Origin of the sequence: Desulfobulbus alkaliphilus (genome assembly GCF_016918545.1) — a bacterium.
GTDB classification, from domain to species: Bacteria; Desulfobacterota; Desulfobulbia; order Desulfobulbales; family Desulfobulbaceae; genus Desulfobulbus; species Desulfobulbus alkaliphilus.
The window spans coordinates 38,510-63,948 of record NZ_JAFFQC010000003.1; the positions used below are offsets into that span (position 1 = coordinate 38,510).

Below are 25,439 nucleotides of genomic sequence, written 5' to 3' on the forward strand. Positions count from 1 at the left end.
CAGATCGTATTCAATTTATTTTGGTCGCTTGGCGCCGTATTTTGACCTTCCCTGTTTGCGATCACTCACACCCAACGTATCCAACGTTCCTCTGATGATATGATACCGCACACCGGGCAAGTCCTTGACACGACCGCCGCGAATCAACACCACCGAATGCTCCTGCAGGTTGTGACCTATACCCGGAATATAGGATGTTACCTCGATGCCATTGGTCAGACGCACCCTGGCGACCTTCCGCAAGGCTGAGTTGGGTTTCTTGGGCGTGGTCGTATACACGCGCACACAGACGCCACGTTTTTGCGGGCAACTTTGCAAAGCTGGCGTATTGGATCGTTTGACGATTTTTTTCCGTCCGTTCCTGACAAGTTGATTAATAGTGGGCATGCAAGCAACTCCTGTTATAAAATGCGACCGACCTCACCTCGGGCAAAAAAAGCGAGCGTGAAGCGCTATTTATTATCCAAAAAAACCGGAAATGTCAAGGGCATTCTTTGTTATTTATCGGCATCAAGCCTATAGGTGGCCAAACCGGTCCCAGCAGATATCAAACGCCCCATAATGACATTTTCCTTGAGACCGGACAGGTCATCAATCTTCCCGGCCATGGCGGCATTGGTCAACACTTTGGTCGTCTCCTGAAAAGAAGCTGCTGAAATAAAGGAGTCGGTGGACAGGGAAGCCTTGGTGACGCCGAGCAGCAATGGTTCCGCGGCTGCAGGGTGCAGTCCCTGCCGGAGGAGCTGCTCGTTTTCTTCCTGAAATTTCCACCATTCAACCTGTTGATCCAGCATAAACCGGGAATCACCGGAATCGGTGATTCGCACCCGCTTCAGCATCTGCCTGACGATGGTCTCAATATGTTTATCGTTAATTCTCACCCCCTGCAAACGATACACTTCCTGGATTTCATTGACCAGGAAACGGGCAAGTTCCTCAGCACCCTTCACCCGAAGAATATCATTGGGCAAACGGATACCTTCCATCAACGGATCACCGGCTTCGACACGATCATTTTCATGCACGGTGATATGTTTGGATTTTGGTACCAGATACTCCTTCGGTTCACCTACTTCAGGGGTGACAATAACCCTCCGCTTCCCCTTGAGGTCCTTGCCGAAACTGACACGCCCGTCAATTTCAGAAATGACAGCCTGTTCCTTGGGTTTACGGACTTCAAACAATTCAGCAACTCTGGGGAGACCACCGGTGATGTCCTTGGTCTTGGTCGTTTCACGGGGAATTTTTGCGATCACCGTCCCGGGGCCGATGACGTCCTGTTCGTTAACGGTGATGATGGAGCCGACAGGCAGGGAGTAACGGGCGGCAAGATCACCCTCGGGCAGCTTCACAGTCCTGCCACGCTCGTCCTTCATGGAAATACGCGGATTCATCTGTTTGCCACTGCTAACCGCCGTGATGACCTTGCTGGCTTTACCGGTAATGTGGTCGACGCGCTCCTGCATGGATTCACCCTCGATGACATCCCCATACTTGACCTTACCACCGGTCTCGGCGACAATCGGTATGGAGAAAGCATCCCAATCCGCAATCACTGTACCGGGATCTATCTGGCTGCCATCACTGATGCGCAAAGTGGCACCATAGGGGACCGGAAACCGTTCCCGATCAACTCCGAGGTCATCGAGCACAGTGATTTCAGCGTTGCGATTCATCACGACCTCCAACCCTTCGCTGTTGGTCACTGAATGCAGGTTCTTGTATCGAATCTGACCACCACGCTGGGTCCGCACTTCTGCCTGCTCCACCGAGCCCCTGGCGGTCCCCCCGATGTGAAAGGTCCGCATGGTCAACTGAGTGCCTGGCTCGCCAATGGACTGGGCGGCAATGATTCCGACCGCCTCGCCGATGTTCACCATATGCCCCCGGCCAAGATCACGACCGTAGCACATGGCGCATACGCCCCGCTTGGCCTCACAGGTGAGCACCGATCTGATCTGCACGCGATCGATACCGGCGGCCTCAATGGCCTCGACCCGATCTTCGGTGATTTCTTCATCCATGCCGACAAGAATGTTGCCGGTATGCTGATCAACGATATCCTCCAGGGCGACGCGTCCCAGAATTCGCTCACCGATACGGACAATCACCTCGCCACCCTCGATCAATGGCTCGGCCTGGGTGCCGCGCATGGTGCCGCAATCGCGCATGACGATGGTCGAGTCCTGGGCGACATCAACCAGTCTCCGGGTCAGGTACCCTGAGTTGGCTGTTTTCAAAGCTGTGTCAGCCAGCCCCTTGCGAGCACCGTGCGTGGAAATGAAGTATTCGAGAACATTAAGGCCTTCCCGGAAGTTCGCTTTAATCGGTGATTCGATGATCTCTCCGGAAGGCTTGGCCATCAGTCCACGCATTCCGGCCAGCTGCCGGATCTGATCCTTGGAACCACGGGCTCCGGAGTCGGCCATGACATACACGGAATTAAAGCTTTTGATCTCCTTGACTTTGCCTTTGGCATCAGGCACGTACTCCACTGCCATCTCATCCATCATTTCCTTGGTGATCTTATCGGTGACCTTCGACCATATATCGATAATTTTGTTATATTTCTCTCCATCGGTAATCAAACCGTCCGAATACTGCTGATCCACGTCGGCCGCTTCTTTTTCAGCATCTTCGACAAATTCCTCTTTTTTTACCGGAATTTTCATATCGTTGATACATATAGATATTCCGGCGCGAGTGGCATACTCATAGCCAAGGTCCTTCAGGCGATCAGCGAGAATAACCGTTTCCTTGGTGCCGGCATGACGATAGGTGAAATCAATCAGAAACTCGGTTTCCTTCTTTGAAAGTTCCTTGTTGACCACGGAAAAAGGGATGACATCGGGAAGAAGCTCACCAACGATGATCCGGCCTATGGTTGTTTTGACCAATGATCCATTAATCCGGACCCGTACGCCGGCTTGTATATCAACCGCTCCGTGGTCGTAGGCAATTCGTGCCTCAATCGGCGAGCTAAAAACCATTCCTTCACCAGCGACACCCAGCCGTTCCCTGGTCATGTAATACAACCCCAGGACAATATCCTGACTGGGAATGATGACCGGTCCGCCGTTGGCCGGCGAAAGGATATTGTTGGTGGACATCATCAGGACCCGGGCTTCTACCTGGGCTTCCACCGATAGCGGTACATGGACCGCCATTTGATCGCCATCAAAGTCAGCGTTGAATGCCGCACAGACCAAGGGGTGCAGCTGAATAGCCTTGCCTTCGATGAGAACGACTTCGAAAGCCTGCATACCAAGCCTGTGGAGAGTTGGCGCCCGATTGAGAATAACAGGATACTCCTGAACGATATCATCAAGCACATCCCAGACTTCCTTGGTCCCCTTTTCCACCATCTTGCGGGCACTTTTGATGGTGGTTACGTATCCTTTCCGCTCCAGTTTGTTGTATATGAACGGTTTAAACAATTCCAAGGCCATCTTTTTGGGCAACCCGCACTGATGCAACCGCAGATGAGGTCCGACAACAATAACGGAACGCCCGGAATAATCGACACGCTTGCCGAGCAGGTTTTGCCGGAAACGCCCCTGTTTTCCTTTGAGCATGTCGGAAAGCGACTTCAGGGGGCGCTTGTTGGGGCCGGTTATAGTGCGACCACGACGGCCGTTGTCGAAAAGAACATCAACCGCTTCCTGCAGCATTCGTTTTTCATTGCGGATAATGATGTCCGGGGCATCCAGTTCCAACAATCGTTTCAAACGGTTATTGCGGTTAATAACCCGACGGTACAGATCATTGAGATCGGAAGTTGCAAAACGACCTCCTTCCAGGGGAACCAAAGGCCGCAAATCAGGGGGCAAAACCGGAATGACCTCGAGAATCATCCATTCCGGGCGATTCCCGGAATCCCGGAACGCTTCGACCACATTGAGACGTTTCCCATACTTGGTCCGTTTCGTTGCCGACCCTGTCTCTTTCATTTCCTGGCGCAGGCTGATGGACAATTCCTTTAGATCAAGGGCCATCAGCATTTCCCGTATGGCTTCCGCTCCGATCCCGACCCTGAATGCACCGGGGTGTTCTTCCAGCGCCTTCCGATACTGCTCCTCGTTGAGAAGGGTACCGACAGAAAGCTCTTCCACCGTTGAGGCCACCACGGCATAGGATTCAAAATAAAGGATACGTTCCAATTGTTTCAGGGTCATATCAAGTATGGCCCCGATTTTGGACGGCAGACTCTTGAGAAACCAGATGTGGGCGACAGGAGCGGCGAGCTCGATATGGCCGAGTCGCTCACGGCGGACCTTGGACTGAATGACTTCGACGCCACATTTCTCGCAGACTACGCCGCGATGTTTCATTCGTTTGTATTTACCGCAATTACATTCGTAATCCTTGACCGGACCAAAAATTTTGGCACAGAACAGTCCATCGCGTTCCGGCTTGAATGTTCGATAATTGATGGTTTCCGGCTTTTTGACCTCGCCATGTGACCACTCTTTGATTTTATCAGGAGAGGCGAGGGATATCTTAACTTTGTTAAAACTGACGGGTCCTTTCGGCTTTGCAAAGAAACTGAAAAGTTCTTCCACGAAATCACCTTTGGTATCTATTCAATCCGTTCAACGGTTCAGACAAGTAGTATACAATTCTCATAGAGTACGGAATCAGGAAATTCTTACTCCTTGAGCTCGACATCAAGGCACAGACCTTTCAGCTCCTTGACCAGTACATGAAACGACTCAGGCATACCGGTTTCAAGAAAATTGTTCCCTTTGACAATTTTTTCATACATTGTAGTCCGTCCCTCGACATCATCGGATTTAACGGTCAGAAACTCTTTGAGTGTATAAGCGGCCCCATAGGCTTCCATGGCCCAAACCTCCATTTCACCCAGGCGCTGACCACCGAACTGCGCTTTACCGCCAAGAGGCTGCTGGGTCACCAGCGAATACGGACCGGTTGAGCGGGCATGGATCTTGTTATCGACCAGATGGTGTAATTTCAGCATATACATGACGCCGACAGTCACCTGATTGTTGAAAGGCTCCCCGGTCAGGCCATCGTACAGCGTCGATTGTCCAATTTCATCCACACCCGATTCCACCAGCAGGTTGCGAATCTCGGCTTCTGAGGCTCCATCGAAAACCGGGGTTGCCACATGAATACCGTGCCCATATTTTCGCATCATATCCAGGAACTGATCATCATCGAGATCTTCGGTCAGACGTTGGTATTCCGATTCGGAATAAAGGCGCTGCAACCGTTGTTTCAATTGATCGATTTCCCCTTTTCTGGCCAGGTCCGCCATTTGCTGTCCCAGTTTTTTTATGGCAAACCCGAGGTGACATTCCAAAACCTGACCGACATTCATTCGTGAAGGCACGCCAAGAGGATTCAAGACGATATCAACGGTGGTTCCATCGGCAAAAAAAGGCATATCCTCCTCAGGCAGCAATCGGGAGACGACACCTTTATTGCCATGTCGACCAGCCATTTTATCACCAACAGCCAGCTTTCGTTTGGTTGCCACGTAAATCTTCACCATTTTAACCACACCGGGCGGGAGATCATCCCCTTTTTCCATACGTTCAACTATGCCCTGATAGCGGCGTCGTACCATAGCTGCCTGATTGGTGTAACGATTGAATATAGCTTTGATCTCGTCTTCAAACTTGGCTCTTTCGGCAAAATCGAGGTCGTGCAGATCGGCAAAACTGATTTGCTCGATGATCATTTTGGCAGTCAACTGTTTGCCGAGCTTGAGAATGACCCGCTCCTTGCGGTCTTTGATATCATTTTTCGCTGTCCGACCCGCATATATTTCGGCCAGTGATTTGCGGACCCCTTTTTTCAAACTTTTCAGCTCATCGTCCATATCCCGATTAAGCCGTTCAATCTCCAGTTCTTCGATCATCAGGGTACGTTCATCTTTATCAACCCCTTTGCGGGAAAAGACCTTGGCATCTATGACCACACCCTCCACCCCGGGAGGGACGCGCAGGGATGAATCTTTAACGTCACCTGCCTTTTCTCCAAAAATCGCCCTAAGCAATTTTTCCTCGGGAGTCAGCATACTCTCTCCCTTGGGAGTCACTTTGCCAACAAGCATATCCCCGGCCTTGACTTCCGCCCCGATTCGCACTATCCCGGATTCATCGAGATTGCGCAGCCCTTCCTCGCCGACATTGGGGATATCTCTGGTGATTTCCTCCTTGCCAAGCTTGGTGTCCCGGGCCATGGTCTCAAAGATTTCGATATGCACGGAGGTAAAGGTGTCTTCCTTGAGCAGACGTTCGTTGATGAGGATGGAGTCTTCAAAATTATATCCACGCCAGGGCATGAAGGCGATGGTCATATTTTTCCCCAGAGCCAGTTCTCCGACTTCGGTGGACGGTCCATCGGCCAAAACGGTTCTCTTGACAACTCTGTCACCGGGAAAAACAAGTGTTTTTTGGTTGAAACAGGTGTTCTGATTCGATTTCTTATACTTTGACAAGCGGTACACCCCTATACCGGTATCAAACCCATCCACACCAGGAGTGTCATAGCGGACAACTATACGGTTGGCATCGGCCTCTTCGACCACGCCATCGCCAGCGGCGAGCAGACAGGCACCAGAATCACTGGCGACGGCCTGTTCAACACCAGTCCCTACCAGAGGGGACCGGGTACTGAGCAGAGGCACAGCCTGCCGTTGCATATTGGCCCCCATGAGAGCCCGGTTGGCATCGTCATTTTCAAGAAAGGGGATGAGCGATGCAGCAATCGACACCATCTGGTTGGGTGCCACGTCCATCATGGTCACATCGTCGGCTGATACTGTCGACACTTCACTTTCATGACGGGCAATCAGATACTCGTCGCTGATTCTGTTGTTTTCAAGGCTCACTTTGGCCGGCGCAATGACATGTTCTTCCTCCTGGGAAGCAGAGAGGTAGACATAATCATCGGATATCTCACGATTGCGGACATGGCGGTAGGGAGTTTCGATAAATCCGTACGGATTGACTGTTGCGTAAGTAGCCAGGGAAACAATGAGTCCGATATTGGGGCCTTCGGGAGTCTCCACCGGACAGATTCGTCCATAGTGGGTCGGGTGGACGTCGCGAACTTCAAAGCCGGCGCGTTCCCTGGACAAACCGCCGGGGCCCAGGGCGGAAAGACGGCGCTTGTGCGTCACCTCGGAAAGCGGGTTGGTTTGATCCATGAACTGGGACAACTGACTGGTTCCAAAAAACTCCTTGATTGCGGAAGTCACCGGCTTGGGGTTGACCAGGTCGTGCGGCATCAGGGTTTCGATTTCCTGCAGGGTCATCCGCTCCTTGATAGCCCGTTCCATGCGGACCAGGCCCATGCGGTACTGATTTTCACACAACTCACCCACTGTACGAACACGACGGTTGCCCAGGTGATCAATATCGTCGCCATCTTTCAATTCATCTTTGATTCTGAACAAGTGCTTGACACTTTTGACAATATCATCGGGAGTCAGGGTGCGTTCTTCTATGGGAGTGGTCAATCCCAGTTTCGTGTTGATCTTGTACCTGCCGACTTCGGACAGGTCATAGGTGGATGCGTTGAAAAACAAATTATCGAAAAAACTCTTGGCTACCTCAACCGTTGGGGGGCTGGAGGGTCGAAGCCGCCGATAAATTTCTATCAGCGCTTCATCTGTATCCTTGATTTTGTCGATGAGCAGGGTTTTGCGGAAGGATTCACTGTAGGTGACACCGTCGATGAACAATAAGTTGAGAGAACGGCAGCCGGCGGCCACAATTTTCTCCATCAACTCAGGGGTGAGGGTGTCATGACAACTGGCAATGACTTCTCCTGTTTCTTCATGAATGATATTCGCGGCTAAAAAACGTCCATACAGTTCTTCAACATCAATGTCTAACGAGTCAATGCCGAGACTTTCAATTCGTTTGACCAGCGTTTTGGTGATCTTCTTTCCTTTGCGGCCAATGACTGAACCGTCTGCCGGGTTGACGATATCTGCCGTCAGCCGCTGATTGGCAAAAGTACTCGGGTTAAAAGCGATGCGATGGGTGTCGCCATGAATGGTTACGATATCGGTGTGATAAAATTCATTGAGCAGCTCTTCGTCAGTATACCCCAAGGCTTTGAGCAAAACCGTGACCGGTAATTTCCGTCTACGATCAATACGGACATACAGAATGTCTTTGATGTCGAACTCGAAATCAAGCCAGGAACCGCGTACGGGTATGATCCGGGCGGAGTAAAGCCGCTTTCCCGATGCATGCGATTTACCGTTGTCATGGGTATAAAACAGGCCGGGGGAACGCTGTAATTGGTTGACAATCACCCGTTCGGTACCATTAATGACGAAAACGCCATCCTGAGTCATCAGGGGGAGAGCGCCAAGGAAGACCTCTTGTTCTTTTATATCACGCACTGACTGCACCTTGGTCTCTTCGTCAATGTCAAAGGTGATCAGGCGCACCGTGATTTTAAGAGGTGCTTCGTATGTCATGCCTCTTTCAATGCACTCTGCAATGGTATACTTGGGTTCGCCGTAGGCATAACGGACAAATTCCAGGGAACACAGACCATTGAAATCGGTTATGGGAAAAATGCTGTTGAAAATGGCCTGCAGGCCATGATCCTTGCGCAGGTCAGGGGCAGTATCCCGCTGCAGAAAATGTTCGTAAGATTCCCGCTGCATAGCAATGAGATGTGGCGGTTGAAGTATCTGGCTTGTTTTCGCAAAATTCTTACGTACTCTTTTCATAGTTCCCTCAAAAACATTCCGCGCTGTTCGGACCTGAGATCATAATCACTTGATTTACAAAGAGAATATGCCCTGACCGTCCGGCCTGAAATAAACAAGTCCTACAAACACAGGAACGCTACGGGGCTGAAAGCTCCATAGCGTTACCTGATACTATGTCTGCATCGGGCTGGTTGGCCCGACAGAAACGATAGTTGTTATTTAATTTCCACGGAGCCGCCAGCTCCTTCAATCTGAGTTTTGATCGCTTCGGCTTCGTCTTTGCTGACACCTTCTTTCACCGGCGAAGGAACACCTTCAACAAGGTCCTTGGCTTCCTTGAGACCAAGAGCCGTGATGGCACGAACTTCTTTGATCACTTTGATCTTCTGGTCACCAGCTGCGGTGAGAATGACGTCGAATTCGGTTTTCTCCTCAGCCGAGGCGGTTTCGCCAGCTGGCGCTGCTGCAGCCATGGCCACCGGAGCAGCGGCGGAAACGCCGAATTTCTCTTCCAGTTCCTTGATAAGCTCAGAGAGCTCAAGGACTGTCATATTTGCAATGAAGTCGATTACGTCCTGTTTGGTTACAGCCATTGTTCATTCCTCCTGGTAAATTTCGAGTCGGTCTCCCCCGTCCGGGACGACAGGGCCGACCCTGGGTTAATTTTCTTTCTGCTCTTTGATCGCCGTCAAGGCAAATAACAATCCCTGGGGGACGGCACTGAGAACCCGGACGAAACCTGTGGGTACCGCGACCATTGTTCCAAGAACTTTGGCAAGCAGTTCTTCCCGGCCCGGCAGTTTCGACAGCGCCAGAACCTCTTCCGCACTGAGAATACTGCCTTCAAGCCCTGCCGATCGAATTGAAAAGGCGTCGAATTCTGCGGCAAAAGCTGTCAGGGCCTTGGCAGGGCCGACAGGTTCCTTGAATCCCACGGCCACGGCAGTTGTTCCGGTGAAGGACTCGCTCAGTCCTTCAAATGGGGTTCCCTTGACAGCAAGGCGCAACAGGGTATTCTTGGCGATCTGAATCCGGGCATCATTGTCGCGAAGATTTTTGCGCAATTTTTCCAATTGGGCCACTTTAAGTCCACGGTAGTCGGCAACTACAGCAAACTTGGCCTTGGAAAAGGTTTCGTTGAGTTCACTGACAGCATCTGTCTTTTGTTCGCGATTCAACGTGTACACCTCCTGATGTGTGTAGGGACCGTCAAAAAGAGCAAAGTAGAGGAATGAAGACGTGCGGGCTTACCTGTACAGGCAGCCTGTAGGGTCTCGGCAGGGTGCACTCGGAGAACCTGTGCAATTAAACTTCCGTACCTGCTGTCTCTGACCTTCCCGGTTATTGTGTTATCCTGAGATACAAGGGGTACAATACAATCATGAAGAAGGCCGGCTGAACCTGGAGAACCGCCGGCTCTAGTTCATTACGAAGATTTGACGAGGGTCCGGACCTGCAAAGGGTCGATTTTGAATCCTGGCCCCATGGTACTGGAAACAGAAATGCCTCGAAGATAAATACCTTTACTGGTGGAAGGTTTGAGTTGAATAATTTTATCTATGAAGGAAAGCACATTTTCTGTCAGCTTTTCCACTCCAAAACTGCTTTTTCCCATGACAGCATGGACAACCCCAGCCTTATCGACCCGAAAATCGACCTTACCTTTCTTAATTTCGTTGACAACTCTTTCGACATCAAAGGTAACCGTTCCGAGTTTGGCATTAGGCATCAGGTTGCGCGGGCCGAGAATACGACCGATCTTACCGACTTCACCCATCATATCGGGTGTTGCGATGGTTTTATCGAATTCCAACCATCCTTCCTTGATTTTTTCGACCAATTCGGTTGATCCGGCATAGTCTGCTCCTGCACGCAGAGCTTCACTTTCTTTTTCGCCTTTAGCAAAAACAAGAACTCGAGCAGTTTTACCCGTACCGTTGGGCAGAACGACACTGGACCGCACCATCTGGTCGGCATGGCGGGGGTCGACGCCGAGTCGTACCGCAATGTCCACGGATTCATCGAATTTTGCATAGGTACACTGCAGAACCTGGGCAAGTCCCTGCTGCAGGTCGTAAACTTTGTTTCGATCAAATTGACTGACTGCGTTGGTATACTTTTTTCCGCGCTTTGGCATGGTTTCCTCTTATATTCTCCCTGGTGCCTTCTCCGCACAGGTACAGCGAATGGAAAGACGACTTATTTAATGACTGTGATACCGCAACTTCTGGCCGTTCCTTCAATAATACGCATGGCATGATCAAGATCGTAGGCATTGAGATCTGGCATTTTAATCTCAGCGATTTCTCTGATTTTATCGCGAGACAACTCGGCAACACGTTCTCGTTTGGGGTTACTGGACCCGCGTTCCAGTCCGGCTGCTTTTTTCAACAGGACGGAGGCGGGGGGAGTTTTGGTGATGAAACTGAAAGACCTGTCTGCATAGACTGTAATCACCACTGGAATGATGGTGTCACCGGCGGATTGGGTCTGTGCATTGAAGGCCTTGCAAAAATCCATTATGTTTACTCCCCGTTGCCCAAGTGCAGGACCAACAGGTGGAGAAGGATTCGCTTTGCCAGCGGGTATTTGCAGTTTGATATATGCCTGAATTTTTTTTGCCATGAGTTACTCCTCCACAATACCCGGAGTTTAATTGGTACTGACCTGAATATATTCCAGTTCAACCGGAGTTGAACGTCCGAAAATTGAAACCATTACCTTTACCCGCCCTTTATCAGGATACACTTCCTCGACAACACCCTGAAAATTCGCAAAAGGTCCGTCTATTACCCTGACGACATCACCTTCGGCAAAAATGACCTTCGGTTTGGGCTTATTGGCACCTTCTTCAATACGACCAATAATCTTCATCGCTTCCTTTTCGGTCAGCGATGGAATCTTCTTATAAATTTCTTTGTCCAGTCCTGCCTGGCTCATGTTTATGCCAACGAAACCAGTGACTCTGGGAGTCTCCTGGACGGTGTGCCAGGTAAACTCATTCATTTCCATATGAATGAGGATATATCCGGGAAAAAATTTTCGTTCGGAGGTCTTTCTTGCTCCTTTGACCATCTCGACAACCTGTTCGGTGGGAACAAGTATCTCGCCGAAATATTCCTGTTGGCCGGCTGTCTTGATGCGGTCCTCAAGAGTTGCTTTGACTTTATTTTCAAAGCCGGTGTGCGTATGCACGATGTACCAGTTTTTTGCCATGCGACGAGTCCGGACCTGCTGCTCAATTAAGAAAATATGTGACTAATTTGCCGATCAGCAAATCTACAGAGCCCAAATAGATGGATATGATGGTGACAAGAAGGAGAACAAAACCTGTCAATCCTGCGGTCACTTTTTTTTCAGGCCAGACAATCTTTTTGAACTCGGCGATGACTTCCTGGATGAACAGCCGAATTCCCGAGGGCGTCATGTAGGAAATTTCCGTGGCGTCCCCTGGTTCCTTTCTGTTGTCCATGCCTGTCTTGCCGGACCGGATCTGTTTTTTTGTCGCCATCATGGAAAAATAATGCCTGATAGGTTCTGTAATCGTGATGGCAGGCCAGGAGGGATTCGAACCCCCAACCCCCGGATTTGGAGTCCGGTGCTCTACCGTTCGAGCTACTGGCCTGTGTTATTTTGTTTCTTTATGCAAGGTGTGGGCCTTACAAAAGGCGCAGTATTTCTTCAGCTCCAGTTTGTGGGGCACGGTCCGTTTATTTTTAGTCGTTGTATAATTTCGTCGCTTGCAATCTTGACAAGCTAACCGTATGTTATCTCTCATATTTTCTCGCCCACAGTACAAGCAGCCGGGATGTACCCGGCTGCTTGTTTCACTGTATGAAGTGGTAATTCAAGAAGTCAGTTTATTCGATTATCTCACTGATAACGCCGGCACCGACCGTTCTTCCACCTTCCCGGATGGCAAAACGCAATCCGGCTTCCATTGCAATCGGCGTAATCAGTTCACCGGTAATGTGAATGTTATCGCCAGGCATAACCATCTCCACACCTTCTTCCAGGGTGCAGACACCAGTTACGTCCGTGGTCCGGAAATAAAACTGAGGACGGTAGCCATTGAAAAACGGGGTGTGACGACCACCTTCCTCCTTGGTCAGAATATAGGCCTCAGCTTTGAATTTCTTGTGGGGCTTGATCGAACCAGGCTTGGCCAGGACCTGACCGCGGACGATTTCTTCCCGCTTGATGCCACGTAGCAGGGCGCCGATATTATCGCCAGCCTGGCCTTCATCGAGCAGCTTACGGAACATCTCCACCCCTGTGCAGACTGTCTTGACCGTGGGCCGGATACCAACGATTTCCACATCGTCGCCAACATGGACCACGCCCCGTTCAATCCGGCCGGTCGCAACCGTGCCGCGACCGGAAATGGAAAAGACATCTTCGACCGGCATCAAAAAGGGCTTGTCCACTGCCCGTTCAGGCTGGGGGATGTAACTGTCCACCGCTTCCAGCAGGCTCCAGATACACTGCGTCTTTTCAGCATCTTCCGGATACTCGAGAGCATGCAGGGCCGATCCCTGCACAATCGGAATATCGTCACCCGGAAAATCATATTTGTCCAGCAGTTCGCGCAACTCCATCTCCACCAGCTCAATGAGCTCCGGATCATCAACCATGTCGCACTTATTCAGAAAAACAACCATGGCCGGAACCCCCACCTGACGGGCCAGGAGGATATGCTCGCGGGTCTGAGGCATGGGTCCGTCGGTGGCCGCAACCACCAGAATGGCACCGTCCATCTGCGCGGCTCCGGTGATCATGTTCTTAATATAATCCGCGTGACCGGGACAATCGACATGAGCGTAGTGCCTGTTCTCGGATTCATACTCGACATGGGCCGTCGCAATGGTGATACCACGCTCCTTCTCCTCCGGCGCCTTGTCGATCTCGCTGAAATCAGTGAATTTCGCCAGACCTTTAGTCGACAGAACACGAGTCATCGCCGCTGTCAAGGTTGTCTTGCCATGATCAATGTGACCGATTGTTCCCACATTGACATGCGGCTTCTTCCGCTCAAATTTTTGCTTGGCCATCTCATGTCTCCTTGGACAAAAGTTCAACTTGACTCAATCGATCACTTTTCCCAATCGACTGATACTTGGAGCCCACGATCGGACTTGAACCGATGGCTTCCTCCTTACCAAGGAGGTACTCTACCACTGAGTTACGTGGGCGCAGATAGAATGTATCGAATTCTGCTGTAGATGCTTAACCAGATCAGTTAAAGTTGGAGCGGGAAACGAGACTCGAACCCGCAACCCTCAGCTTGGAAGGCTGATGCTCTACCATTGAGCTATTCCCGCTTTTAATCGATGCACCTGCAATCGCTCCGCAAACCCTTATGGGGAGCACTACTTGGTGGAGGGGGGAGGATTCGAACCTCCGAAGGCATCGCCGACAGATTTACAGTCTGTTCCCTTTGGCCGCTCGGGAACCCCTCCATATATTTTCAGAAGACATTGGTTGGACCCGCCACGCTCGGCCTCGAGCGTCAGTAACCGTCCAGTACCTTGCAACCGCTCCTGGAGCTGGCGATGGGACTTGAACCCGCAACCCCCTGATTACAAATCAGGTGCTCTGCCAATTGAGCTACGCCAGCATGAACCAAAGGAATATACACTTTTATTTTCACAAGTCAATCAAAATTTTTATTTGCAACCTGCACCCTCTAATGAAGCTTTCCCTTGTGCCTGCTGGAGCAAAATCAATTTTCTGAAGAATGTTTCTGCATGGTACGAAACAAAAAAACACCTGAATATCAAATTCTCAAAAAAAAACCGGAAGCACAATGGCTTCCGGTTTCAAGACAGGCAGATGGTTGCAGAATCAATCGTTCAATGGGTTCCTGACAAAGCTTGATTCACGATATCGTTCAAAGGCCATGGCAAAAGTTCGGTAAATGATGTGAGCGAACTTTGTATACGGCAGATACAGGAAAAGCATGAGAACCGACACCAGGTGGAGATAGTACGAAATATACCCAAGGGACGGAATCCCGATCAGACGCAGAACCTGGGCTAGCATTCCAGTGACACCCACGGCCATGATAACCCAGATGAAAAACCAGTCATAAAAGGTATTGGACGCCCGGCCTTCAGCTTCCATTTTGGTCCTGTTCATCCACAGGATACCGATACCGACAATCATGGCGATGGCGGACACGTTAGCCAATAGTTTAATTGGGTTCCACATGGAAATCGGCCCATGCATGGAGGGAATGAAGATACCGATCACATCCTGGGTGAACGCCGAATAGATGGTAACAATGAACAGACCAATGAAACCAAGTACCAGGGGCAGGTGCCCTTTGACCCGATCAGTATTGACTGTGCACTCTTTAAAACGATTATGCTTGACGATTTCAACCAGGGCCGGCCACAGGAACAGTTTGACAAACTGCACCACCGAGGGTCGATAGGCAACATCCTTATTATCCAGAGTCGCAACCATTCCACTCCACAGCTTAGTCACACCTTTGTACAGGGAGATGACGGCTATCGCCACGGCACTGAGAAAAATAATGTCGATGAAAAGAACATTTTTAGAAAGCCAACGAAAATCCCAATGACCAAAGAAGTGCCCATACCCTACATTGGCGAATTTTTCGGTGGAAGGGATATGCATGCCTCCGGATATCAGCCAGAAAACAAAAATAACAGCTGCGGGAATCCCGATAAGCAGCGGCAAATTTTTCGCTGAACTGCAAAGATCGGCAAGTGCCGTAGGCCAGCTCAACGCCTTGTAGGCATAAGCGCGAATGGCACCGAGAACCTCGCCGGGCCTGGCGCCTCGAGGACAGATTTCGGTACAATCGCCGCATTGATGGCACAGGTAAACATTGGGGTCGGTTATGAGTTTGTCTTTCTGACCCCATTGGGCAAGAATCATTTCCCGACGAGGAAATGGATTGCCATCAGAAGAAAGCGGGCATGCGACCGAACAAGTCGCACATTGATAACACTTTTTCAAAGTGTCGCCCCCTGCCTCCTTCATGGCCCTGATAAATTCAAGATCTGGTTGCACGTTCATAGACATTCTTTCCTCCTGTCATGAAAGGTGGTGGTCAACATGTCGAGCGGGTGTACTGCCACGCAGCGGCTAGAGGGAATCACCGCCATTTCCCCAGGGGAAAATGGCGGTGTGCTGCACTGAAACAGAATTAAAAACCTTTGAAGGGATTGGGACCCATTTCGATTATTTCCTCGACAAATTCGTCGATGATAGCGGGAACTTTATCGTAGTCGGATATGGCTATTTCTCTGACTGCGCATCGTTCCGGTTCGAGTCCGAGCGAGCCAAGAGTTTCGCCGATATTTTCCATACGCTTGGTGGCGATCTCGGAACCTCTGACAAAGTGACACTGATAATCGTCACCATACCTGCAGCCGAGCAAGAGGGCTCCGTCCATTCCGGAGGACATGGCATCCTTGATCCAGACCATGTTCATGGATCCGAGGCAGCGGACAGGGATAAAGCGCACCAGCTTATTCATCTTGTTACGATGCATGCCGGACATGTCAAGTGCTGGATAGGCATCATTTTCACAAACAAAAACAATGACTCGCAGCTTGTCTTCGTCATCATCGGGCACTTCAATGGATTTAACCATCGAACCGATCATATCGATGCTATAATCCGCGAAATTGATGATCCGTTCCGGACAGGCGCCCATGCAGGTGCCACAACGGCGGCAACGGGTCGGATTCGGTAGAGGCGTACCTTTCTCATCGTCATCCAGGGCCCCGAAAGGACACTCTTCCGTACAGCGTTTACACTGGGTGCAACGGGAGAAGAAGAAATCCGGATAGGTCTGGTCGCCTGATCGTGGGTGCACGGCCACGCCCCGGTTGGCCGATTCGATACACTGAATTGCCTTGAGAGCCGCTCCGGTGGCATCGTCCATGGTCTCTTCCATGGTCTCTGCCTTACGGACACCGCCGCAGGCATAGACACCGGTTCGCCGGGTTTCGTAAGGAAAGCAGATGAAATGGGAATCCGCATACCCGTCGAAAAGGTTGAGATCCATGAATGCCGGACCCTGGCGATAAGCGAGATTAATGACTGCCTGGGAAGCAGTGGTGGGCACCATGCCGGCGGCAAGAACCACCATATCCACTTCAATCTGCAGATCATCACCAAGAAGGGTGTCTTCCACCGTCACCGCCAGGCCACTGCCGGCGGCGGCAACCTTGGTGACCGAGCCCTTGGTCATGAAGACTCCATCCTTGGCCTGCATCCCCTTGTAGAACAATTCGGCATTGCCCGGCGTGCGCATATGCTGATACAGGATATACGCCTGGCCATCAACAGGATTATCTTCAATGACATAGTTGGCCTGCTTCAGGGTGACCATGGAGGTGACCGAGTTGCAGTAGGGGAAATCCTGATCGTTGTCTTTCCCTCCTGGGCTCTGCACAAAAGCCACACGCGCGGGAACTTTGCCGTTTTTGGCGAGTTTTTCAAACTCGGCATTGGTGACAACATTGGTCAGGCTGCCGTGTCCCAGATGCTCGTACTGGGAGACATCCGCCGGCTTCCAACCTGTGGCCAGCACGACGGCACCAAAGGTTTCCCCATCCGGGTTGAGTACGGTGTATTTTTTAAACCCTTTATTGGGGTCTTCCATCTCGCCTTTGGCGATGAGATCCTGCTCTTCCACGGTGACCCGGGCCGGAGCGTCCCATTCGGTCGCATGGCCGGCATCTTTCAGGGTGACATTGAATTGCCCGGGAGAACCGGCGATGCGGGCGACCTCGGTTTCAGTTTTCACCGTAATGCGGCTGTCGGCCTGCACCTCGGCGATAAGCTGCTCGATGGTGGGTGCCTCAAGCTCGGCATAAGGATAGGCGGTGGGAAACATTTTCCGCCAGCCAAGAGCCTTGCCACCCAGTTGAGCTTCTTTCTCCACCAGGGTCACTTCGTATCCTGCTTTGGCGGCCTCTTTTGCCGCGGTTAAGCCGGCAAGGCCACCACCCATGACGAGAATTTTTTTATTGATAGTTTCCAGTTGATAAGGCACGGGTAACTCCGCTTTCTTGGCTCGGACAATGCCCATGCGGACGTAATCAGTGCCCATCTCCTGGAGAAAATCATCGATGGAACCATCCTCCTTGCGTTCTCCGATCCAGGCAACCTGTTCGCGGAGATTGGCGCGAACAGTGATGGTCTGCTCACCGAATTGGAAGTTTTCCTGCATAACACGCGGCGAACAGGCACAGACAATGACGGTGTTGATGCCATTTTCGCTCATATCTTTTTCGATGAAGGACCTGCCATCAGCCCCGCAGAGGCAGGCATGCTCCTTCATGTCTACGCCAGCTTCGGATGCCGTGTCCTTCAACCCTTCGACATCGAGGACGTCGCCGATGCCACAACCAGTACAGAGATATGCACCATATACTTTTTTCATTGACTTTCCTCCTACCGTCCGATCTGAATTGCTTTGAGGGCAGCTGCCGTGGAGGACTGTCCACTGGTGTAGACATCAACGGCGGATTTTGCACAACCAGCCGCCATCATCCCTTTCTCCGGTTCCGGGACGATAAAACCGTTTCCATCCATAGTCACGCCCAAGGCTTTGCCGGTTGTACCGAGAGCGGGTTCCATACCTGTGGCGAGAATACACAGATCGACTTTCTGATGCACTTTCGAGCCGGTGACGGCGTCTTCAGCCACCACGGTGACGCCACCGTCACGTTCGTCGACGATATCGGCAACTTTTCCTTTAATGAAGGTCGCATTAGCGTCAGCCATATATTTGGCCCGAAATTTTTCATATTTTCCTGGGGTACGCAGATCTATGTAAAAGACATAGATTTTGGCCTCAGGATACTGATTCCGTATGTAGGAGATGTGTTTGAAGGTTGCTCCACAACAGACGGAGGAACAATATTCGAGATGATTCTCGTCCCGGGACCCGGCACATTGCACAAAAGCAAAGGACTCAGGTTCCTTATGGTCCCCAGGACGGAGAATTTTGCCTTGGGTGGGGCCATTTTCAGCGGCAAGGCGTTCCATCATCATGTTGGTGATGACTGCCGGAGACGATTCGATTTTAAGATTGGCGATTTTTTTAGCATCATACGGGTTCCAGCCTGTGGACCAAATGATGGAGCTGACCTTGACAGTAAACGTTTTGGCCTGCATCCCAAGATCAACGGCATTGTACTTACAGGCGGTCTGAATGGCTTCAAGGGACTCGGCTGAACAAGCATCCTTGTCCAGAACAAAGCGACGGGGAAAGGCCATCTCGTGGGGCAGGTATACGGCCTTGGTTTTTTTCATGCCAAAATTGTAGGCGTCATCGATCTCTTCGCTACAGGCTGGGATACAATCGCCGCAGGCAGTACAATTTGCGTTGATATACCGGGGCGCGGTTTCCAGTTGAACATCGAAATTGCCTGGCTCACCTGCAATCGATTTCACGGTGGTCAGCGTATACGTCCTGATCCTGCGATTGTCTTTAATACGTTTAAAATTGATTTCGAGTCCACATGTCGGGGGACAAAGTTTGGGGAAATACTGATTAAGCTGGGCGACCCGACCACCGAAGTACGAGTTTTTCTCGATCAGAAAAACGTCCTTACCGACTTCAGCCGCTTCGAGTGCAGCGGTGATACCACTGATACCGCCACCCACAACCAGTACCGCACCATTGCCTGCAGTGTCACTCATGCCAAACCTCCATAACTGCTGGTATTGATGAAAGGTGATTTCTGGTTCAATTGAACTGAAAATATTAAAACTACTTCATCTTTCAGCTCAACTCAAACAAAATCACAGCCGCATACAAAAAATCTCCAGACCCCCGAAGGGGCCTGGAGATTCCTGGTACCATCAACGAACAATATCCTCTCGGAATCAGATCCAAGGTTCGGTTTCGATGATGTTGATGCAATTGACCTTTTCACACTTCCACTCTTTGGTCTTGGGATCAAAGGTGGAGTTGACGAAGACCTTCCAGTTCTCGTCGTCACAGGTCGGATAGTCGGAGCGATAGTAGAATCCAGGATAGCGGGATTCCTTACGGAACTCGATGTGACGGATATGGGTCTCCACACACCAGATGCGGTGGTAGTTCTCCCAGGCCCGGAGGAGTTCATGCAGGTCGCCGGCTGCCATTTTTTCAGCATCCTCGCGCATCATCTGGAGCAGATCCAGACAGATGTTGAGCAGTTTGCCGGAGGTCATGTAATAGGTAGCGACACCACCGCCATATTCGTCGGTGGCCTTCATCAGCCGCATCATCAAGCCAGAGGGTTTGATATAGTTGGGATTGACATCAACAGCGGTGGACAAATCCTTGAACTCATGATATCGCTTGACCGGTGCGTAGACTTCATCGGCCAGTTCCTGGGGAGTCTGGGCCAGTTCCGGCTGAAAGTCGGCATTGTCACGGCAGTACTTGACCATCTGCTTGGCACAGATACGGCCTTCTGCGTGGGATCCGGAGGAGAATTTATGTCCGGAGGCGCCAACACCGTCACCGGCGGTGAACAGTCCGTTGACAGTGGTCATACGGTTATAGCCCCACTTGTACTGATGTGAGCGGGGACCATCAACTACAGGTACCCAGTCTTCTTCAGGACCGGAGGTCCAGATACCGCAGCAGCCGGAGTGGGATCCCAGCATGTAGGGTTCAGTCGGCATGATCTCAGATCCGACTTTTTCCGGCTCGATGTTCATACCGGCCCACAGCCCGGCCTGACCAACGGACATGTCAAGGAAGTCTTCCCACGCCTCGGACTCGAGGTGTTTCCAGAACTTCTTCACTTCCTTCTCGTCCTTACCGGCAGCGCGCATGTCATCGAGGAACGCATTCAAAGCAACATCGGTGGCCATGTAGATCGGGCCGCGGCCAGCTTTGAGCTCATTGATCATGAGGTGGTTACGCAGACAGGTCGGAGTGACCGGAGAACCACCGTATGGCATGAATTTGCCAAGCTCGTCTTTCACATCCGGGCTGTTGGCATAGAATTCGCCCAGACCGTTCTGAACTTTGGCTTTGAACAGAAGGAACCAGGCGCCAACGGGACCATATCCGTCTTTGAAGCGGGCGGGGGTGAAGCGGTTTTCCATCATGGTCAGGGTTGCACCGACCTGAGCGCACATGGTGTAGGTGGAGCCAGCGTTCCAGATCGGATACCAGGCACGGCCCTTGCCTTCACCGACCGATCGTGGGCGGAAAATGTTGACCGCGCCACCGCAGGCAACCAGTGCGGTTTTACACTTGTAGACGTGTACCTTGTTTTCACGCATGGAGAAACCAACGGCACCGGCGACGGTGTTTTCGCGATTCTTGTCGAGCAGCATCTTGACGATGAAAACACGCTCATGGATGTTGTCCTCACCCAATGCTTTTTTAGCGGGTTCGGCAACGATGCACTTGTAGGACTCTCCGTTGATCATGATCTGCCATTTACCGGTCCGTACCGGGGTACCACCTTCGCGCAGAGTTTTGGCAGGCTTGGCGCCGTCGAGGTTGTGGCCGTGCTCGTCTTTCTTCCAGATGGGCAGACCCCATTCTTCAAACAGCTTGACAGACTCGTCCACGTGACGACCGAGGTCATAGATAAGGTCTTCACGGACAACGCCCATCAGGTCGTTGCGCACCATCTTGACATAATCTTCGATGGCGTTTTCGCCGATGTAGGTGTTGATGGCGGAAAGGCCCTGGGCCACTGCACCGGAACGTTCGAGAGAGGCCTTGTCCACGAGGATGATTTTCATCCCTTCGGGGGCCCATTTGGTGATTTCAAATGCAGTACCGCAGGCAGCCATACCACCGCCAACAATCAGTACATCACAGCTGTGCTCTACAATCTCCGGATCGACTTCAGCGAGTAGCTCGCCTTTCGGCTTGTTAGGTAATGCCATATTTTTATCTCCTAATATCTTATTTTAAAAAGAATCTCAGTTCTTCACCCGGCTGGAAACAAGTCAGGCCAGCTTGGTGGGGGCTGGCAGATTGCTCTCGAGCAGCAAACACTCGTCATCCAGATTTGCTCCTCTTTCACCTGGATACTCATTGGCAGCACCCTCAGCCGTTGTCCGAATGGGGAACTTGAAGCGCTTGATCTGGCCGTTGCGGAACTTGACGGTCCACATGATGGAGTCAGACGAACGCATTGGATGCACCTGGCCTCCCAACGGTACAAAGTCGTCATAGCCGCGCACGAAAATTGCGCCCTGCGGACAGATCTTAACGCAGGAATGGCACTCCCAGCATGCATCGGGCTCCTGATTGTAGGCCTTCATTTCCTGGACATTCAGGACCATCAGATCATTGGGGCAGATGTACATACAGGCGGTCTTGTCGCCACCTTTGCAACCATCACATTTTGCAGGTTCTACGTAACTTGGCATTAAACTACCTCCTCACTTGGATTTTCCATTATGGCTTCCAACCCTGAAAGCCCATAACCTTTTTCTTCTTGATGCAAGAATAACGAATTCACATTGCTGACAAACCATCCGTTTTTCGCCTCGACCAGATGCAAAGCGCTGTGCATTTTTCTTGTCTTTCCAGACAGTTTACAACCAACCAAAAAATGAACAACCACTCATTCTGGACCGTGAACTTCTTTTAATTTGTTGCCCTTTCAAAGTCAAGAAAAATCGTCAAAACAACCTTAAACAGCAAAACTTAATAAAAGCATCAGAATTATGGATATATATTGTCGGCAGGCTCGCCAAACACGGGAAAACAAGGACTGGCACGCCTGAACCATTGAGCTATGCACGGAAAAGGCTCTTTTATTTACGTTTCTTCGGTATACGCGGAACGGACCAGGACCTCGCGCGGTCGGGAACCGTCAGCCGGTCCGACAATGCCTTCCTTTTCCATGATCTCGATCATCCGCGCGGCCCGGTTATAGCCAACCCGCAACCTCCGCTGCACCATGGAAATAGAGGCCTGCCCGGTTTCGGTGACCACAGCCACGGCTTCATCATATTTTTCGTCATAGGGTTCGCCTTCCCCTTCCACGCCCACGGACTCCTCTTCGACAACCTGAAGAACGGTTTCATCATATTCGGCTGTCCCCTGTTCCTTGAGGAAAGCAACGATCCGTTCGGTTTCCTGCTCGGAAATGAAGGCCCCATGAATGCGCTGCAGTTTGGCCGCCCCCGGGGGGAGAAAAAGCATGTCCCCCATGCCGAGGAGATGTTCGGCGCCGGACCCGTCGAGAATGGTTCGTGAATCGACCTTGGAAGACACTTTGAAAGAAATTCTGGTAGGGAAATTGGCCTTGATCAAACCGGTGAGTACATCAACGGAAGGGCGCTGAGTGGCAAGAATGATGTGCATGCCGGCAGCCCTGGCCATCTGGGCCAAGCGGGCGATGGAGGTCTCCACGTCTTTGGAGGCCACCATCATCAAATCGGCGAGTTCGTCGACAATAATAACGATATACGGCAATTTTTCTTCCGCAACCTGGTTGTAGGAGGCAAAGGATTTGACCCGTTTTTCCTCCAGGAGACGATATCGTCGCTCCATCTCACGTACAGCCCAGAGAAGGGCCCTGGATGCCATTTTCGCTTCAACAACCACCGGGTGGAGGAGATGGGGAATATCATCGTACATGGACAATTCAATCCGTTTGGGATCGATCATCAGCAATCGGACGTCGTCCGGGCTGGCCTTGAATAGAATCGAGGCGATAAAAGCATTGATGGCCACCGACTTTCCGGCTCCGGTGGCACCGGCGATAAGCAGATGCGGCATGCGGACCAGATTGGTGATGACTGGTCTGCCAATAACATCGAATCCCAACCCCAGGCTGAGCATGGATGTCGCGTCCCGATATTCGGGTGTCATGAGAATGTCACGCAGATACACTGTCTTGCGGACTGGATTGGGGATTTCGATGCCAATGGCCGCTTTACCGGGAATGGAGCCGACAATCCGCACCCGATCCACCTTGAGGACCATGGCGAGGTCGTCGGCCAGGGTGACGATCTTGTTGATCTTCACCCCGGGTGCCGGAGAGAACTCATAGGTGGTGACCACAGGTCCAGGCGAAATACCGGCAACGGTTCCCTGCACCCCGAAATCCTGGAGTTTGGCGATCAAGGTATCGCTGACCTCGTAATAATGCTCCCGACTGACCTCAAGATCACTCTGATCGCCAGAATCCAGCAGAGAAAGGGGGGGTAAGCGAAATGCACCACGCCTGGAGGATTTTCGAAGCACATCCTGCCGGTCCGTCTCGTCGATTTGCACCACGGGGACCGGGTCATGTACAGCGGGAACGGAAAAGGGCTCGGTGTCGGCCACCTTATTTTCCTTGCTCCTCCCTCGCCCGGCTGAAACGCTTGCCTTAGTTCTTCTCGCCAACGGCGCAGTTCCGCTGCTCTCACCTGTGTCCTTTTCCCCCATGTCGACAACCGGCTTTCGCGCCAATAATCGCAATATGCCGAAAGGAGAAAACCTGACCGCGGCCATCAGTGAAAAAATCAACAGCAGACCAAGCACCAGGGCGGTGCCCACGGAACCGAGATAGCTGTTGAGTAAGGTCCAGATCAAAACTCCGAGATAGCCGCCCGGGGCAATGAATTCCGCGGGAAACAGAAGATGGTCAAAGGCCCCGAACAACCCGGAGGAACTGAGCATGATCCCTGTAACACCGATGACGACGGCGGGAAGGCGCCTGCTTTGCGGTCGGGAAAAGAGAACCGAGCCGGCGGCATAGATGAGTATGCAGACCGGAAAAAGAGCAATGAGCCCGAGAAATGAAAAGAGATACCAGGCGGTGTAAAAGCCGAACGTACCGCACCAATTGTCGGCGGGTTGCTGTAGATGCGGTTCCGACTCGAGGAGGGGCTGCATATAACTGACCAGGCAGGTCAGAAGAAAAAGGGCCAGGAACAGCAGGAGAAGGGAGAAAACCTCCTGCAGCCTCCTGGTTTGAGGAATTGGTTCGGTTACATTCATCCGGTGATCGTGTGCTGCGGGAATCGTTTCGACAGAACCCTGGACAACCAGGCCGCGAGAACAGACGATTTCCTCAATCCGTGAAGGCGGCGTTGATGTTTTGGATATATTTGCCTGTAATCAGGGTATAAGTGTAGATACATTTTTCGTAGAACGCCTTCACCTGTCGCCCTTCGGGGCTTCCGTCCGCACGCTATCTTAGTAGCCCGTACCTGTTCGATAAAGTGTACTTTCATCGAGCGGCCGCGAGCAACAAAGCTGACGCACGGATGAACGCTGACGGATTCAGGGATTTATCGCGGTGCGGCCTGAACGGCATCAAGGATACCGTTGATAAAAGCCACTGAGTCGTCCACTGAGTAGCGCTTGGCAATCTCCAGGGCCTCATTGATGGCGACCTGGGCCGGTGCCTCATCAGTATATCGCATTTCGAAAATGGCAATACGGAGAATATTGCGGTCAACCAGAGACATACGCTCGACCCGCCAATTATGGGAATGGGCAGCCAGAAGCGTATCAACCGTCGCCAGGTTTGAGCAGATTCCCAAGATCAGGTGGCGTCCGTACTCAAGGGCCTTGCGATTGACATCGAACAGCTGGCAGAACAATTCCAGGTCTGCTGCCACTGCTTCCACTGTATTGGCATGCTCCTGGAAATCACGACTGAAAAGAAACTGCAGGGCCAGTTCCCGTGATTTACGACGAATACCCATGCAACCCCTACTGGAATATCACGGTAAAGCCGGAGTTCAACGTCCCGCTGATGATAAACCGTTTGTC

18 protein-coding genes and 5 tRNA genes are annotated in these 25,439 nt (G+C 51.5%); all 23 read right to left on the bottom strand.

Annotation, left to right across the window (positions count from 1 at the left end; genetic code table 11):
• Positions 1–15: 15 nt before the first annotated feature.
• Positions 16–387 carry a 30S ribosomal protein S12 gene (gene rpsL / locus JWG43_RS02360; protein ID WP_205241211.1) on the bottom strand — a complete coding sequence of 124 codons (372 nt, stop codon included), beginning with the start codon at positions 385–387 and terminating at the stop codon, positions 16–18.
• Positions 388–497: 110 nt separating this feature from the next.
• Positions 498–4,562, bottom strand: a complete 4,065-nt coding sequence (gene rpoC, locus JWG43_RS02365) for a DNA-directed RNA polymerase subunit beta' (protein ID WP_205241212.1) — start codon at positions 4,560–4,562, stop codon at positions 498–500.
• 86 nt (positions 4,563–4,648) lie between these two features.
• Positions 4,649–8,725 (bottom strand): DNA-directed RNA polymerase subunit beta, encoded by a 4,077-nt coding sequence (gene rpoB / locus JWG43_RS02370; RefSeq protein ID WP_205241213.1) that lies wholly within the window; start codon positions 8,723–8,725, stop codon positions 4,649–4,651.
• Between the two features lie 197 nt (positions 8,726–8,922).
• Positions 8,923–9,300 carry a 50S ribosomal protein L7/L12 gene (rplL, locus tag JWG43_RS02375; RefSeq protein WP_205241214.1) on the bottom strand — a complete coding sequence of 126 codons (378 nt, stop codon included), beginning with the start codon at positions 9,298–9,300 and terminating at the stop codon, positions 8,923–8,925.
• A gap of 66 nt (positions 9,301–9,366) precedes the next feature.
• Positions 9,367–9,885: a 50S ribosomal protein L10 gene (rplJ, locus tag JWG43_RS02380; RefSeq protein WP_205241215.1), complete on the bottom strand. Its 519-nt coding sequence runs from the start codon at positions 9,883–9,885 to the stop codon at positions 9,367–9,369.
• 248 nt (positions 9,886–10,133) lie between these two features.
• A complete protein-coding gene (gene rplA, locus JWG43_RS02385) occupies positions 10,134–10,844 on the bottom strand; it encodes a 50S ribosomal protein L1 (RefSeq protein ID WP_205241216.1) in 711 nt (236 codons plus the stop codon).
• 62 nt (positions 10,845–10,906) lie between these two features.
• Positions 10,907–11,332: a 50S ribosomal protein L11 gene (gene rplK / locus JWG43_RS02390; RefSeq protein ID WP_205241217.1), complete on the bottom strand. Its 426-nt coding sequence runs from the start codon at positions 11,330–11,332 to the stop codon at positions 10,907–10,909.
• 27 nt (positions 11,333–11,359) lie between these two features.
• Complete coding sequence (gene nusG / locus JWG43_RS02395; protein ID WP_205241218.1) at positions 11,360–11,923, bottom strand: transcription termination/antitermination protein NusG; 564 nt, start codon at positions 11,921–11,923, stop codon at positions 11,360–11,362.
• A 22-nt stretch (positions 11,924–11,945) separates the two neighbouring features.
• Positions 11,946–12,221 (bottom strand): preprotein translocase subunit SecE, encoded by a 276-nt coding sequence (secE, locus tag JWG43_RS02400; protein ID WP_205241219.1) that lies wholly within the window; start codon positions 12,219–12,221, stop codon positions 11,946–11,948.
• Positions 12,222–12,256: 35 nt separating this feature from the next.
• A tRNA-Trp gene (locus tag JWG43_RS02405) sits at positions 12,257–12,332 on the bottom strand.
• Positions 12,333–12,335: 3 nt separating this feature from the next.
• Positions 12,336–12,485 carry a 50S ribosomal protein L33 gene (rpmG, locus tag JWG43_RS02410; RefSeq protein ID WP_205241220.1) on the bottom strand — a complete coding sequence of 50 codons (150 nt, stop codon included), beginning with the start codon at positions 12,483–12,485 and terminating at the stop codon, positions 12,336–12,338.
• An 82-nt stretch (positions 12,486–12,567) separates the two neighbouring features.
• Positions 12,568–13,758 carry an elongation factor Tu gene (gene tuf / locus JWG43_RS02415; RefSeq protein ID WP_205241221.1) on the bottom strand — a complete coding sequence of 397 codons (1,191 nt, stop codon included), beginning with the start codon at positions 13,756–13,758 and terminating at the stop codon, positions 12,568–12,570.
• Between the two features lie 66 nt (positions 13,759–13,824).
• Positions 13,825–13,899, bottom strand: a tRNA-Thr gene (locus JWG43_RS02420).
• 54 nt (positions 13,900–13,953) lie between these two features.
• Positions 13,954–14,028, bottom strand: a tRNA-Gly gene (locus tag JWG43_RS02425).
• A gap of 53 nt (positions 14,029–14,081) precedes the next feature.
• Positions 14,082–14,166, bottom strand: a tRNA-Tyr gene (locus tag JWG43_RS02430).
• Between the two features lie 82 nt (positions 14,167–14,248).
• A tRNA-Thr gene (locus tag JWG43_RS02435) sits at positions 14,249–14,324 on the bottom strand.
• 227 nt (positions 14,325–14,551) lie between these two features.
• Entirely contained in the window at positions 14,552–15,754 is a 1,203-nt protein-coding gene (gene qmoC, locus JWG43_RS02440) for a quinone-interacting membrane-bound oxidoreductase complex subunit QmoC (protein WP_240193328.1), read from the bottom strand.
• A 130-nt stretch (positions 15,755–15,884) separates the two neighbouring features.
• Positions 15,885–18,134, bottom strand: coding sequence for an FAD-dependent oxidoreductase (locus tag JWG43_RS02445; RefSeq protein WP_205241223.1), 2,250 nt, complete (start codon positions 18,132–18,134; stop codon positions 15,885–15,887).
• Between the two features lie 11 nt (positions 18,135–18,145).
• Positions 18,146–19,399 carry an FAD-dependent oxidoreductase gene (locus JWG43_RS02450; RefSeq protein ID WP_205241224.1) on the bottom strand — a complete coding sequence of 418 codons (1,254 nt, stop codon included), beginning with the start codon at positions 19,397–19,399 and terminating at the stop codon, positions 18,146–18,148.
• 186 nt (positions 19,400–19,585) lie between these two features.
• Entirely contained in the window at positions 19,586–21,601 is a 2,016-nt protein-coding gene (aprA, locus tag JWG43_RS02455; protein ID WP_205241225.1) for an adenylyl-sulfate reductase subunit alpha, read from the bottom strand.
• Between the two features lie 63 nt (positions 21,602–21,664).
• Positions 21,665–22,090 carry an adenylyl-sulfate reductase subunit beta gene (gene aprB, locus JWG43_RS02460; protein ID WP_205241226.1) on the bottom strand — a complete coding sequence of 142 codons (426 nt, stop codon included), beginning with the start codon at positions 22,088–22,090 and terminating at the stop codon, positions 21,665–21,667.
• Between the two features lie 394 nt (positions 22,091–22,484).
• The gene (locus JWG43_RS02465; RefSeq protein WP_205241227.1) at positions 22,485–24,659 is read right to left on the bottom strand and encodes an FtsK/SpoIIIE family DNA translocase; all 2,175 of its coding nucleotides are present in this window, start codon (positions 24,657–24,659) and stop codon (positions 22,485–22,487) included.
• Positions 24,660–24,952: 293 nt separating this feature from the next.
• Positions 24,953–25,372: a transcription antitermination factor NusB gene (nusB, locus tag JWG43_RS02470; RefSeq protein ID WP_205241228.1), complete on the bottom strand. Its 420-nt coding sequence runs from the start codon at positions 25,370–25,372 to the stop codon at positions 24,953–24,955.
• Positions 25,373–25,439 lie beyond the last annotated feature (67 nt).